General features: G+C 59.9%; 11 protein-coding genes and 1 tRNA gene. 10 read left to right on the forward strand and 2 right to left on the reverse strand.

Annotated features, from left to right (window positions below; genetic code table 11):
• Positions 1-118: 118 nt before the first annotated feature.
• Positions 119-4,441: an AvrE-family type 3 secretion system effector gene (locus AB4O35_RS09525; RefSeq protein WP_460149582.1), complete on the forward strand. Its 4,323-nt coding sequence runs from the start codon at positions 119-121 to the stop codon at positions 4,439-4,441.
• Between the two features lie 109 nt (positions 4,442-4,550).
• On the opposite strand, the gene AB4O35_RS09530 is transcribed toward AB4O35_RS09525, so the two are convergent.
• Together AB4O35_RS09530 and AB4O35_RS09535 are read right to left on the reverse strand one after the other, a co-directional pair.
• Positions 4,551-4,627, reverse strand: a tRNA-Met gene (locus tag AB4O35_RS09530).
• 191 nt (positions 4,628-4,818) lie between these two features.
• Complete coding sequence (locus tag AB4O35_RS09535) at positions 4,819-5,370, reverse strand: RNA polymerase sigma factor (RefSeq protein ID WP_065875213.1); 552 nt, start codon at positions 5,368-5,370, stop codon at positions 4,819-4,821.
• Between the two features lie 262 nt (positions 5,371-5,632).
• Here AB4O35_RS09535 and sctW point away from each other — a divergent pair, with 262 nt between their 5' ends.
• The 9 genes from sctW to sctS all read left to right on the forward strand — a co-directional run bounded on the left by sctW (position 5,633) and on the right by sctS (position 13,877).
• Complete coding sequence (gene sctW, locus AB4O35_RS09540) at positions 5,633-6,697, forward strand: type III secretion system gatekeeper subunit SctW (protein ID WP_065879672.1); 1,065 nt, start codon at positions 5,633-5,635, stop codon at positions 6,695-6,697.
• Positions 6,694-8,787: a type III secretion system export apparatus subunit SctV gene (gene sctV / locus AB4O35_RS09545; protein ID WP_065890577.1), complete on the forward strand. Its 2,094-nt coding sequence runs from the start codon at positions 6,694-6,696 to the stop codon at positions 8,785-8,787. The genes sctW and sctV overlap by 4 nt, the downstream gene beginning before the upstream one ends.
• A 34-nt stretch (positions 8,788-8,821) precedes the next feature.
• A complete protein-coding gene (locus AB4O35_RS09550; RefSeq protein WP_065879684.1) occupies positions 8,822-9,721 on the forward strand; it encodes an FHA domain-containing protein in 900 nt (299 codons plus the stop codon).
• Positions 9,718-11,076, forward strand: a complete 1,359-nt coding sequence (locus tag AB4O35_RS09555) for a FliI/YscN family ATPase (RefSeq protein WP_065879670.1) — start codon at positions 9,718-9,720, stop codon at positions 11,074-11,076. Before AB4O35_RS09550 ends, AB4O35_RS09555 begins: the two co-directional genes overlap by 4 nt.
• Positions 11,063-11,491 (forward strand): type III secretion system stalk subunit SctO, encoded by a 429-nt coding sequence (sctO, locus tag AB4O35_RS09560; RefSeq protein ID WP_065879669.1) that lies wholly within the window; start codon positions 11,063-11,065, stop codon positions 11,489-11,491. Before AB4O35_RS09555 ends, sctO begins: the two co-directional genes overlap by 14 nt.
• A 188-nt stretch (positions 11,492-11,679) precedes the next feature.
• On the forward strand, positions 11,680-11,946 hold the full coding sequence (locus AB4O35_RS09565; protein ID WP_309304234.1) for a type III secretion system HrpP C-terminal domain-containing protein: 267 nt from the start codon (positions 11,680-11,682) through the stop codon (positions 11,944-11,946).
• On the forward strand, positions 11,943-12,956 hold the full coding sequence (locus tag AB4O35_RS09570; protein WP_065879667.1) for a FliM/FliN family flagellar motor switch protein: 1,014 nt from the start codon (positions 11,943-11,945) through the stop codon (positions 12,954-12,956). The genes AB4O35_RS09565 and AB4O35_RS09570 overlap by 4 nt, the downstream gene beginning before the upstream one ends.
• Positions 12,953-13,606, forward strand: coding sequence for a type III secretion system export apparatus subunit SctR (sctR, locus tag AB4O35_RS09575; RefSeq protein ID WP_065879666.1), 654 nt, complete (start codon positions 12,953-12,955; stop codon positions 13,604-13,606). The genes AB4O35_RS09570 and sctR overlap by 4 nt, the downstream gene beginning before the upstream one ends.
• 7 nt (positions 13,607-13,613) lie before the next feature.
• Positions 13,614-13,877, forward strand: coding sequence for a type III secretion system export apparatus subunit SctS (sctS, locus tag AB4O35_RS09580; RefSeq protein WP_065879665.1), 264 nt, complete (start codon positions 13,614-13,616; stop codon positions 13,875-13,877).
• Positions 13,878-13,886 lie beyond the last annotated feature (9 nt).

Consider the following 13,886-nt stretch of genomic DNA (forward strand, 5'->3'; position numbering starts at 1 on the left):
TACAGATGGAAGGTTTTTTCGGGCGCATGAAGTCGCCGTTGTGATTAGGCATAAATGGAACCAAAAACAGCGAGTGCCCACTAGACAGCTGTGATTCATTATGTTTAGGAGCATTACCATGCACACAGGATTAGATCCGCTTCTCAAATTACAGCGTGCCCTTGCCAATTGCGTGACGCAATGGCACGAGGAAACCCCTCCGCGTAAAAGCCCGCCGTTGTTACCGCCAGTGTCGTTGCTCCACTATCAAACACTTCAACCGACCTCAATGCAGTTCGATGCCCGACTTATCAACGGGAAGGTGCAGGCTGATACGACGCTTGCGGGGCGTGAAATCGCCCAACACCTCAACCAGCCGAATAAACACTATGTGGCCGATGGTCCTTCTGCAGCGGGTACCCATACGTTGCGGATGAAGGATGAACGTCGGTACCTGTTTCATATTCAGTCCACACCCGCTGTCGCAGCGGTGTTCAAAAGCAGCTTTCCCGATGCTGCCGACGGCGCAGGTGACGGCCCGGGGCGCGCGCATTTGGGTAGCGTCAGCGCCATTCAAACCACTGCAGAGGGCCAGCAGTTTCGCCTGGATGGCGCACGACTGTTTCGGTTCGAGCCCCTCACGCTTTCCTGGAAGCCAGACGCGGATGCTCGCGCATTCAGCCGCATTGGCCTGAGCAAAGAAGGTGAGTTGCTGAAGACGCCCGAAGCGTTTGCAGACAGCAGCGCCCAAGGGCGCACTACGGTGCTGCTAAGTCAGGACCGGGATATTTCTGTTGTGCATCTCCAAGGGGTTGGCGCACAGACTGTGCGCCCGGTCGATGAGTCAGGTTTGCCGGTGCAACTCATGCGTATCGGGGTGTCGGGAAACGCCTTGTTTGGTGCGACCACCGACGGTGAGTTAGTCCGTGCCGACCTGCGCATGGCACGAGATGACAAGCTGCCCATGGTCAGGCAAACGGTCGACGCGCTGGAGCGGGCGCTGAAGGGCGCCGTCAATGTGGAAGGCTTCTTTCATGATGACGCCGGGCAACTCAATGCCCAGGTGCGCGACGCACGCCTTCAATTGCACAGCGTGCCCTTGAGTGACGGACATGCACTAAGCCCGCAATGGAACCTCAGCGATGTGCTGGTCAAACACATCGAGAAAGGGCTGCCCCTGCCCAGCCTGCAGGCGCTGGCGTCGGCGGTGGATCTCGGACAACGGGGCAAGATTGCACTCGATGCAGGCAACCTGTTGACCTGGGATGCGACGGCACAACGTTGGGAAAACGCTGGGCAGCCTGGTATCGAACATCTGGCGTGTGGGCTGGATGGTCGCGCCTATGTGCTGCAAGAGGGGCAATTGAAGGCGGTAGCCATCAGTCAAGTGCGCGACCCGTTGATTGAGGGCGCCAGTCACGATCTGGTCGCACTTCCCGCGCCGCGCCCGCACGTGTCCCTTGGCGAGGTGCTCGCCGGGGATAGTCAAAAGCCCGTGACCGGATTCGCTGTAGCGGACGGCCGAAATTTTGTGACCGTCAATCAGGATAACCAGCTGCAGGTCCATCAGGACGGCGTCGCCAGGGCGTTGGAACTGAGCCCCACGATTGACATAAAGACACTCGCCCTGGATCACGTGGGAAATCTGTATGCACATACCCAGGAAGGCGATTTGTTCAGGTTGGATCGCCAGGCCTGGCAGGGCAAAACCGAGCAGGCGCAAAGCTGGAGCAAGGTTGAACTACCGGATCGCCAGCCCTTGGAATCCCTGCGGATGGGCGCCGATAAGCACCTGGTTGGCGGGTGGGACAAGCAGTTCCATCGGCTGGAGAATGCCACCGCCAGTACGATGAAGTGGGGCCCGGTGCAATCGACGAGTCAGGCACCGTCACTGGCTGATACGTTGGTGGATACTTCGATGCGTGCACAGTTCAATGGGGGCGCGCTGACCGTCAGCAGCAATGTGATGGGGCAAACCCGTGAGGGGGTGCCGCTCAAGCGCAATTTTATCAAAGGGATCAAGGCGCACTTCCACCCGCTGGAAGGCCTTAGCCAGATGGGTAAGGATATTCAGCACCATTTCAAAGGCCGCAAGGGGCTGGAAGGGATCTATGCTGACGATAAACGCCTGCATGAACAGCTCAAGCCTCTGGCGCAGAGTCGGCCGGTTCCTGCTGACCTGGGCGTGCGGCTCGCCGCCCTGAGCAAGCCGGGGCCGCGTCAGGCGTTGGCCGAGCAGATCCGCCAAGCGCTGACCGACGTCGAACACAGTAGCCAGTCAAGCGCGCGCCGCCTGGCAGACGTGCATGGCATGGCATTTGACGCTCGGCCCACGTTGAGCAGGGCGGCGATCGACCCCGGTTCGACGCTGCATCAACTGTATGACGTGTTTAAAAGAGTCTCCCCCTCGGCGCAAAAATCGACCGCTGCGCTATTGGCCAACCTTGAAGGCCAAGGCTTGGCGCTTCCTGCTTGGACGCCCGAGCGCAAGCGCAACCGTGACCACCCCTCGGCACTCATTGAGGGCGACCTGATTCATCATGCAAGCACGCTCAAGCAACTGGCGGATCTGGCACGTGCGCTCGACGATACGTCAGGCGTTAGCCCAAGCGGCCTGGAGCGCATAGGAACCGCTCTGCGCGAGACGATGCAGGCGTATAAAACCAGCCCTGTCCACACATTGGCCAGCCAAGGTATTGCCAGCTATGAGCAGGCGGAGTCGTTGTATGGCAACTTCAAACTGTTGGCCAAGGACCTTGGAACACCTGGTTCTGCGCTGCACTGGCATCTTTCGAGCCTGCTGGGATTGCCCACCGGTGCTTCCATCAAGGAGGCAATGACGCAGCAGGTACAGCGACTGGGCAGTGGCCAGACCCTCGCGCCGAGCCGGACCCAAGGTAAAAGCGTGGGGTTGATGGTGACGGAGGTAAAACCCATAGCCCCCCTGGAGTTCTTCTTGGGCGCCTCCAAGTCGCATACCCACGGTGTGAGTATCAGCCGCACCGACAAAGGCGCGCGGGTTGAGATCAGTACGGACGATATGCGGCGGCTGGCCGGTTCGGTGGCCTCTGGCTTGACGCTGGGGCGAGGACCGGAGGCGGTGGGGCCGGCCTTGAGGGTCGCTGCGGAACTGACAGCAGCGGTGGCGAAAAACACAGGGTCGAGCATCGGCTTTGACGTGAAAGAAGCAGACTTTGGCAAGATGATGTCGATCCTTACCGGCGAGAACGGTACCGTCTATGACTTGCTGGCGTTGGGTGAGGAGCACGCGACAGGCAAGAGCTCCAAGATCAGTGGTGACGTCAATCTGGACGTACTCACCCAATTGCGCTTGATGTACAGCCCGCGGGAAAACATCGCCGAGTTGGACTCAGTGATACGCGCTGGCGTCGGTGTGGTGGGCAACCTCAATCTCGCGCATGCAGATAAGAGCCAGTCGACCACGTACACCGCAACAGGTACCAGCCAAGGTACGACAACCAGTGCTCAATTATTCAGGCAGGGCGGGGTTGGCGCCAACATCGCGCCGCTCAACGCGTTGGCGTTAGGCCGGGCCGACAGTGACGGGCCCAGCGCGGCGGCGGCCTTGTTGCCGGAACTGTCGGTCATGGTGAAGTTTGATCGCGGCGAATCGCAGGCTTTCAGTTTTTCGTTCAAGCATCCGCAACCGGTTACGCAGTCTCAGATGGATGAACTCACCCGCAGCGTGTCGCTTTACTCGCCGACTTTCAGGCGGGAGCTGGCAGCGATCGGGCTGTCGGGGAGCACCATCGATCAACAGTTGGCCACGGTGCAACGGTTTCTCACGACTCATCCGCCCATGGCAACGAAGCCGGACGCTTATCACGCCATCAGCCAGTCACTGGATAAGTTGATCACCCAGCAGGACCTGGTGAAGAACGGGCTGCGCCAACTGGCGTCGGTCGAGTCTTCCGTCACGCGTGTGGAGTTACGGGATGACGGGCGCCATGCGTGGCTGGATGATGTGGCGCCGGCCAACAAGGCGGCCATTGAACAGTGGTTGAAGGATGACCCCCAGTTTGCCCAGGTACTTGATCAGTGGCGCCAGGGTGAGGGCACTTCAGTGAAGCTCGGCATGGAGCTCAAGCCGCAGGTATTGCGCGCAATAGAGCGTAGCCACCTCGCCGGTGAAAGTACCGAACCGCTGATCCGGCGTGCCCTGAGTGACCGTACCAACCTGCGTGTCAAAAACATGAGCCTGAGCTACACCACGACGCAATCCCATGGCATGTCGATACCCACTATGAATCTCAGTTTTTCCAGCAGCGCTGGGCTGAGTCTCACGCAGAAACGCGTCAATGCTGATCTTGAATACGGAATGGATCCCGATAAACCGTTGCGCATGAACCTGAACGATACGCTGGGCAGTCTGCCCAGGCATGATCTGACTATTGACCTGGCAGATCAGCGGGTGAGGACGCAAAACCGGCCGATCATCTGAATCACTTCGACGTGTGAGCGCGGCGCCGAGGTGCTGCGGCTGGCGGCCCCAGCAGTTTTCGCGAGGCATAAAAAAACGGCCTACCTTTCGGTAAGCCGTTTTTAGTACTTGGTGGCTACACAGGGACTTGAACCCCGGACCCCAGCATTATGAATGCTATGCTCTAACCAACTGAGCTATGTAGCCAAGTGGCGCGCATTATTCGCGTAGAACAGAAATGCGTCAAGCATTTATTTTGAATTTTTATCTACGCTTTCAACTGTTTAAGCGAAATCACCGGATCTAGCGACGAGTGGTTCGTGATTCACCCTGTCGAGTACCCGAAAAGCCTGATCGCGTTGGGCAGATATCCCTGCCGCCCAACGCGTGGTCTGGCTTTAAGGAAACTGCGAGTTGTGAGTGGCGCGTTTAAGCTGTTCGCGCGCCCTTGAAAGGCGCGAGCGAACAGTGCCGATAGGAATGTCCAGTGCGTCAGCTGTGTCCTGGTAGCTACCGTCGGTTTCCAGTGAGGCGTATAGCGTCTTGCGCATTTCCATCGGCAGGTGGTCGATGGCGCTCAGGGTTTTTTCCAGGCGCCGGTTCACCTCAAATTCCCAGTCCAGGTTGTGGTTGTCTTCCTGGCCATGCCACAGCGACTCATCAAATTCGCAATGCACAGGCTTGGCGTACAGGCGCCTGAAGTGATTGCGGATAAGGTTTTGCGCGATACCACACATCCAAGTGCTGAGTGTGGCATTGCCGCTGAAACGCTCTCGGTTGCGCCAGGCTTCCAGGTACGTCAATTGCAGAAGATCGTCTGCATCTTCCGGGTTGAGGACGCGCTTGTGAATAAAGCGCCGCAGTTTTTTTTGCTGATCGTCTGTCAGGTGAAGCATGAATTGAGGCGAGCTGCCAACGAGGTGCGCTAAAGCTTCAATAGGGATATTCATGATTGTTTCCTTGGGATAGACGCAGTCGAAAGTGTGTCGACGGGAACCCCTTTTGCACTGGCTGTGCCAAGAAAAAATCTTTTCTAACCCATTAATTTATATAGATAAATATTTTGAAATGAGGCGTTTTTGTGCAGTGCGTTGCGCAGAGCTCTGAAGATCTGTGCAAGTCTTTTCAAATTTGTCGCGGGATCCGGCTGGATGGAACCGTTTGAGCAGGTCTTGCCACACAGGGAAACACTCTTCCTGTTCAGGTCTGTCCATGAAAGTCGAATCCTCCCCCGATGTGCAAACGGTCCGTCCCCTGGATCAACCTGCTGTCATCCAGACCTCTACGCCTGCGCCCGTCAATGGCGTGGATGAGCTCGCCTACCTGTTCAACCTGGAAGTGGTAAACAATAGCCAGCCCTTGAGTCAGCGGAAGGTGAGCGTGCACGTGCCTCCGATCGAGCATATGGCGGAGCTTTATCGTCAGCTAGGTCATCCGGCCAAGAAGACCCTGGCAATGATCGCTTTGCTGGTCAGGGACGCGTTACGGCAGCGGGCTGATGTGGGCGAATTGCTGAGGCTTTCCGAGGGAGACCCCGCGCGCGCGTTCGTCGTGCTCAAATATGTGGCGGCCCAGGCAGACACGGAAGTGCGCCCGTCCGAAGCGGCATTGGCGCGTGATGCCATGGCCAAGCTGCAGGTCCGCTTCAAAGGGGAGATTCAGGCCGGCCTGAACATCGCCGTGGCACTGCAGGCGGCCAGTGTCGATCCGCAGGAGCGCCAGGCGCTGCGTTCGCTCTACTACGCCAGTGTGGTCACGCGCCAATCGTTGTCGACGATGATGCAGGCGCTGCTCGGCGTGTACGGCGGCGAACGGTTTGCGGACGGGCTCAACGTGATGCGCAAAGCGCTGGCTGACGATATAGCGGCCAAGGTCTCATCAATGCCGACACCGCTGTTGCGCACTTTGTTACTGGGCCTGCAAAGCTGTGGGCAGTTGAGCGGGGTGCTGGCGGGTTGTCATGCGCTGCTCCAGCGCCTGGGCATCAATCACGACGCAGTGAGCTTGCTGCAGCGCATGCTGAGTTTCGCCGGTACTGGTATCACCGCTGCTGAGATTCTTCGGATCGGCGATGAACTGGCGGGTGGTCCGAATGCCCAGCAATTGGTGTCGCTCAATGCCCTTTACCCCTTGGTCCAGCAATTGCCATTAGCGTTATGGCTCGACAGTCGAGTGCGTGAAGAAACCCTTCGTGGCTTCCTGGCGGTGATGGGGGAACTGGAACGGATCGCGCGTGGCCCTGCACGTTTTCCAAGTGAACTGGGGGCCTTGGCGTGACAGCGCTTTCGGCCATCAACCGCTTTTTGCTCAAGGTAGCGCAGCGCGCCGAAGTGCTGGGCGCTGTGGTAGTGCTGGCCATCGTCTTCATTTTTATCGTGCCGTTGCCCACCTGGTTGGTGGACATCCTGATCGCGCTCAACATCTGCATCTCGTGCCTGCTGATCGTGTTGGCACTGTACCTGCCAGGTCCTCTGGCGTTCTCTTCGTTCCCGTCGATCCTGCTGTTGACCACCATGTTTCGCCTGGCGCTATCGATCGCGACCACGCGCCTGATCCTGCTGGAGCAAGACGCCGGTGACATCGTCGAAGCCTTCGGCAATTTTGTGGTCGGCGGCAACCTGGCCGTGGGGATGGTGATCTTCCTGATCCTGACCCTGGTCAACTTCCTGGTGATCACTAAGGGCTCGGAGCGGGTGGCGGAAGTCGCGGCGCGGTTCAGCCTGGATGCGATGCCCGGCAAGCAGATGTCCATCGACAGCGACCTGCGTGCTGGCCTGATTGACGGCATGCAGGCACGGGACAAACGCGAGCAGTTGTCGCGCGAGAGCCAATTGTTCGGGGCCATGGACGGGGCCATGAAGTTCGTCAAGGGTGACGCCATCGCGGGCTTGATTATCGTTGTGGTCAACCTGTTGGGCGGCTTCTCCACGGGCATGTTCCAGCACGGATTGAGTGCCGCCGATTCAATGGCGCTGTACTCGGTGCTGACCATCGGCGATGGCCTGATTGCGCAGATTCCCGCGCTGCTGATCTCCCTCACCGCCGGCATGATCATCACCCGTGTGGCGCCGGACGGGCGCAAGGGTGTCAGCAACATGGGCGCCGAAATTGCCCGGCAAATGACCAGCGAACCCAAGAGTTGGATGATCGCCTCGGTGGGGATGCTTGCATTTGCTGCAGTACCCGGCATGCCTACCGGGGTGTTTATCCTCATCGCGACGATAACCGGTAGCTTGGGGTACTACCTGATGCGCCAGCGTCAACGGCAGGAGCAACCCGAAGCTGAAGCCGCGGAAGCGGTGCGTCCCGAAGAAAACGGTCATGAGGACTTGCGTGGGTTTGATCCGTCAAGGCCGTACCTGTTGCAGTTCTCTCCGGTACTGCGAGGGACGCCTGAGGTGACGGACCTTGTCCACTCGATTCGCCAGGCCCGGAACGCACTGGTCGCCAATATCGGCCTGACACTGCCACCGTTCGAGGTGGAGCTCGATGATTCGCTCGCCGATGATGAAATGCGCTTCTGTGTGCATGAGGTACCGATGGTCAAGGCCTCGGTGGTCACTCATGTGGCGGTTGAGCGTAAGGCGCTGACGGTCGAGCCTGCACACGCGATACCGGGTTTGGCAGATCGCGATGAACAGCATTGGGTCTGGTTGGCGCCGAATGATCCGCTGCTCGATGATCCACAGGTGGAACGCTTCACCGCAGCGAGTCTGATCGTTGAGCGCATGAAGCAGGCAATGATGCTCAGCGGGCCGCAGTTCCTGGGGATTCAGGAGAGCAAGTCGATCCTTAGTTGGCTGGAGCACAACCAGCCGGAATTGGTTCAGGAGCTGCAGCGGATCATGCCGCTGTCGCGTTTTTCAGCGGTGTTGCAACGCTTGGCCAGCGAAGGTGTGCCGTTGCGGGCTGTACGACTGATTGTCGAGTCACTGATCGAGTACGGCCAGCATGAACGTGAGCCGGACGCGCTGGCCGACTACGCGCGCATTGCGCTTAAGGCACAGATCTACCATCAGTACAGCGAAGCCGACGGTCTGCATGCCTGGTTGCTGTCGCCGCAGACCGAAAACATCCTGCGTGAAGCGCTACGCCAGACGCAGACCGGGGTGTTCTTCGCACTCGACGACGAACATAGCGCGGCGTTGGTCGGGCTGCTCAACCAGGCCTTCTCGGTGCGCCCGAAACTCAAGAGCGTGATGTTGGTGGCGCAGGATTTGCGCAGCCCGCTGCGTACCTTGTTGCTGGAAGAATTCAACCACGTGCCGGTGCTGTCCTTTGCCGAGCTGAGCAGCACGTCCAAGGTCAAAGTACTGGGGCGTTTCGACCTGGGCCAGAATGAATTGATGCGCGGTGCGGTGGCATGAGGGTTGGCCTGGGTTCAGTACGGAGGGCTCGATGATGTTCGAGCTGCGAGTGCTTGATGGGCTGCATCAAGGCGCTGCGTTGCCATTGTTTGGGGAGCAGTGGAGCATCGGTGCACACGCCGATGCTGACTTGGTGCTGAACGACCCGGGCATCGCCGAGCAGCATGCGCGGCTGCGACTCATCGACTCGAACTGGTCGGTGCAGGCTGAAGCGGGGCTTTTGCAGGATGCCGATGGTCAGGTGTTGGCACAGATCGCACGCCTGGCGCTCAACGTCACGTTTTGGGTCGGCAGTGTGCGGCTGTGTGTGACCTTGGCCGATGAACCCTGGCCCCAGGCGCCCGCCCCCGTAGCGCCAGCGTCGCCACGGGTCAATGAGCCGGCACGGGCGCTTAAGTTATCGGCCATCTCGCATTCGCAGCAGAAGCGTCTGATTACGCTGGTGCTGGTGGTGACGGTCATCTTTGTTGTGGTGGGCATGGCGTCCACCGGGAACCCCGAGGCCCTGGCTTCCTTGATGCCGCCTGTGGTGCAGAAACAGGAACTGGCCTCACCGTTTGAGGTACGCCAGCAGTTGTTGAAGATGCTCAGCGAACGTGAATTGAACCAGCGAGTCGGTTTGCAAGTGATCAATGGGCAGGTCGCGCTCAGTGGAGATGTCTCACAGGATGAAGTGGACCTGGTCGCGCGCATGCTCAGCCGTTTTGGCGAGCAATTCGACAGCGCGGTGCCGGTGATCAGCCGTGTGCGCGTACGCGATGGGACGTTGCCGTTCAAGATCGTGCAGATCGTAGGCGGGCCCAATGGTCATGTGGTCCTGGAGGAGGGCAGCCGACTTTTTGTCGGGGATGAGGTGGATGGCCTGCGTCTGGTGCTGATCGACAACAGCAAGGTGGTCTTCGATGGCGTACAGCGTTATGAGGTGCGCTGGTGAACGCTGAACTGCAAGCACGCCTCGACGCCTGGCAGCAGCGCCAGGCCCAGTCGTTGACCACTTTTGCGCCTGTGACGATGCGAGGTCGCATCCAGCGAGTCAATGGCATGTTGCTGCAGTGCCGGCTGCCTCAGGCGCGTATCGGTGATTTGTGTCGGGTGGAGAAAAAGCCTGGCGACTACATGCTGGCCGAGATCATTGGTTTTGATCAGCAGGATGCCGTGCTCAGTGCCTTGGGCAACCTGGAAGGGGTGCGGGTGGGCGCTGGCGTGGAGCGTCTTGGGGTAGCGCATCGGGTCCAGGTCAGCGAGGCATTGCTGGGCCAGGTGCTGGATGGCTTCGGACGGCCGATCACGGGAGAAGGCCCCAGTGCGTTTGTCGAGGCCGACTTACCGGACACGAGTGCGGTGTTGTGTGAGGCGCCGTTGCCCACCGAGCGCCCGCGGATCAACCGCGCGCTGGCCACCGGGGTGCGCTCTATCGATGGCCTGCTGACGCTGGGCGAGGGGCAGCGCGTGGGCCTGTTCGCGGGGGCGGGCTGCGGCAAGACCACCTTGTTGGCCGAGATCGCCCGTAACGTTGAGTGCGATGTCATCGTGTTCGGCCTGATCGGCGAGCGGGGTCGGGAGCTGCGTGAGTTCCTCGATCATGAGCTTGATGAGCAACTGCGTTCCAAAGCGGTACTGGTGTGTGCCACGTCCGATCGTTCCAGCATGGAGCGCGCCCGTGCGGCCTTCACGGCGACTGCATTGGCTGAAGGGTATCGGCGCAAGGGGCTTCGCGTGTTGCTGCTGATCGACTCCCTGACCCGATTCGCCAGGGCCCAGCGCGAAATCGGCCTGGCCGCTGGCGAACCCCTCGGTCGTGGCGGCCTGCCGCCTTCGGTGTATAGCCTGTTGCCGCGGCTGGTGGAGCGCGCCGGGTTGACGCGTGAGGGGGTGATCACGGCGATCTATACCGTGTTGATCGAGCAAGACTCCATGAACGACCCGGTGGCTGATGAGGTTCGCTCGCTGCTCGACGGTCATATCGTGCTGTCCCGCAAGTTGGCCGAGCGCGGGCACTACCCCGCAGTGGATGTGCTGGCGAGCCTGTCGCGGATCTTGAGTAACGTCGCCGAGCCTGCGGATATCCAAGCGGGTACGGCGTTGCGGCGTTTGTTGTCGGCCTATCAGCAAATCGAACTGATGCTCAAGCTAGGTGAATACCAAGCGGGCAGCGATGCCTTGACTGACCTGGCGGTGGACAGTCGCCAGGCGGTCGACAATTTCTTGCGCCAGGACTTGCGTGAGCCCGCACCGATGGCGGCGACGCTGGCGCAACTCAAGGAGCTGACGGCCTATGTCCCTTTCTGATGTGTTGCTCGGTGAAGTCGAGACGTTGCGGCGCCTGCGTCGGCACCGGGCAGACCGTGCCGAACGTGCCTTGCGTGAGGCGAAGCGAGCCCAGCAGGCCCTGCTCGCGCATATCCAGCAGGCCCAGGATGCGCTTGAGCAAACCCGGCAGGAGGAGGCCCTGCAAAGTGCTCAGTTACTCAGCCAGCACCAGGGGCAGGTACTGACCCTGCAGGCCCTGAAATCCTGGGGAACCCAGGAGCGCTCGTTGTCGGCCAGCACCCGACGAGACATGGGGCAGTTGGAAGCCTTGCGGGGCCAGCGGGAAGAAAAGCAGACCCGCGTTGGCAGTGCCCAGAAACAGGTCACGGAATGCCTGCGGCAGGTGGAAAAACTTCAGGAGTTATCCCTTTTACTGGCGCAGGAGCCGATATGACCCAGGTTTCAGATAAACCCGCAGAACGCCCGCGCCTGCGGGAGACACGCGAGGAGCGAGAGTCGGGAATTGCAGGCGTAGTGCCCGCGGAGTTGACGCGGTTATTTGCCCAGTTTTGGGCCGATGACGGTGACGGCTGGGGTGCGGGAACTTCTCTGTCGGGCACGAAGGGCGTGGAGGGTGCAGCCATGATCGAGGCGCTTGCCGAACAACTGGCACCTCGTCTGCAGGCCGCTTCGCAGTGGCCGCTTCAGGCAGTGTTGTACCTGCCTCGCCTGGGGCGGATCAACGCCAGTGTGCGCCGCGAGCAGGGTGCCTGGAGTATCGACCTGGAAGCGGAGGAAGAGGCTACGGCGCGCTGGCTCAGCGGCGTGCGGCAACAGGTTGAGGACCGGTTTACGCAAACAATGGGGCGCACGGTCAGCCTGCAGTTGGCCGTTGTTGGGTCGGCATGATGATGCCGCAGGTGACGCTGCCTCTGGTCAGAGGCGACACGGCTGTTGCTCGCCGTCGCCTGGGGCGTGGTTTGCGTCTGCCGTTTGAAGTTGCCGGGCGGCGCGGTGAGTTATGTCTTGAACCGGGCCGTGCCCCCGCTGGAGTGCAACCGCTGTGCTTCGAAACGGCATGTGGGGTGTTGGCGCTTGCGGAGGCGGGACCGCTGCTCAGTCTGCTAGGCGAATGTCCGGTGACATTGGCCAACGCAGGCAACGATCCGGATTCCTGGTTCTGGGCTTTATTCCAGCACCACTTGAGTCCTCAGGTGAAAGCGCTGTTGGGCTATGTGCGGCTACTGGAGGTTGATCGGCCCGAAGGGCTTGGTTGCCGACTCAGCGTCACGCTGGGGGCAGCCCGGGTGATGGGCTATGTGTGGCTGGCGCCCGAGACGTTGATTGCGTTGTGCGACGCCGGGTCTTGGCGCGCCAATGCTGCACCGGTACCTGCGTCGTTTCAACTGGCAATTGCCGTGACGCTAGGGCGCCTGCAGTTGCCGATTGCACAAGCGCGCAGCCTGCGGGTCGGGGATGTGCTGATGCTTGAGCAGAACTTTTTTCAAACCCAGGGCGTAGGTCATGTTCAGGTTGGCAGGCAGCGGCTGCATGGGTGCATTGACGATGGCACAGGGGCGTTGTGCCTGACACTTACTTCTATTGAGGGCACATCGGTGGACGAAGATTTTGAAGCGCCGCACTACTCGGGTTATGAAGAGGATGAGCCCGTGGTGGATGTATTCGGTCATGAGCCGTTCGACGAGCTCAGCATGGCGTTGAACGTACGTTGCGGCACGTTGGACCTGACCCTGGGTGAGTTGCGTAATCTCGCGCCCGGCGCGGTGCTGGGGGTCACCGGTTATTCTCCCGGTATGGCCGGCCTTTATTATGGCGACCGTCCGATTGGCCAGGGACAACTGGTGGAAATCGACGGTCGCCTGGGGTTGCAGTTGTCCCGCGTGATGTTCGGCCGATGATACTTCAGGGGCTGGACCCGTTAGTCCTGGCGGTATTTCTTGGGGCATTGTCGCTGATGCCCATGCTGTTGGTCGTCTGTACGGCGTTCTTGAAGATAGTGATTGTGCTGATGATCACTCGTAACGCCATCGGCGTGCAGCAGGTGCCACCGAGCATGGCCATCAATGGCATCGCATTGGCAGCCACGCTGTTTATCATGGCCCCGGTGGGTTACGAAATCGCCGAGAGCGTCAAAGTATCGCCTCTGGACTTGAGTAACGTGCAAACACTCCTGCAGACAGGCAATGAGGCTATCAAACCGCTGCGTGCCTTCATGCTGCGCAATATCGATCCGGACGTGCTGACGCACCTGCTGGAAAACACCGCGCGCCTGTGGCCAGCGCAGATGGCTCAGGAGGTACGGCGCGAAGACCTGATCCTGCTGATCCCGGCGTTTGTCCTGTCGCAACTGCAGGCGGGGTTCGAGATTGGTTTCCTGATCTACATCCCTTTCATCGTCATCGATCTTATCGTCTCCAACCTGCTGCTGGCGCTGGGTATGCAAATGGTCTCGCCGATGACCATTTCCCTGCCGCTCAAATTGCTGTTGTTTGTCATGGTGTCTGGTTGGTCGCGGTTGCTCGACAGCTTGTTCCTCTCCTATCTCTGAGTAACTTATGGAACCCATCGTGCTGTTCAAGCAGGGCATGTTGCTGGTGGTAGTGCTGTCGGCGCCCCCGTTGATCGTGGCGGTGACGGTGGGGGTGTTGACGTCGTTGGTGCAGGCGTTGATGCAGGTGCAAGACCAGACGTTGCCCTTTGGTATCAAATTGGTGGCGGTGGGCATCACGCTGATCATGACCGGCCGTTGGATCGGTGTGGAGTTGATCCAATTGATCAACCTGACCTTCGACATGATCAGCCGTTCGGCCCTGAGCTGAGGCGCTGCC

The organism is Pseudomonas sp. H1_A03 (assembly GCF_054685145.1).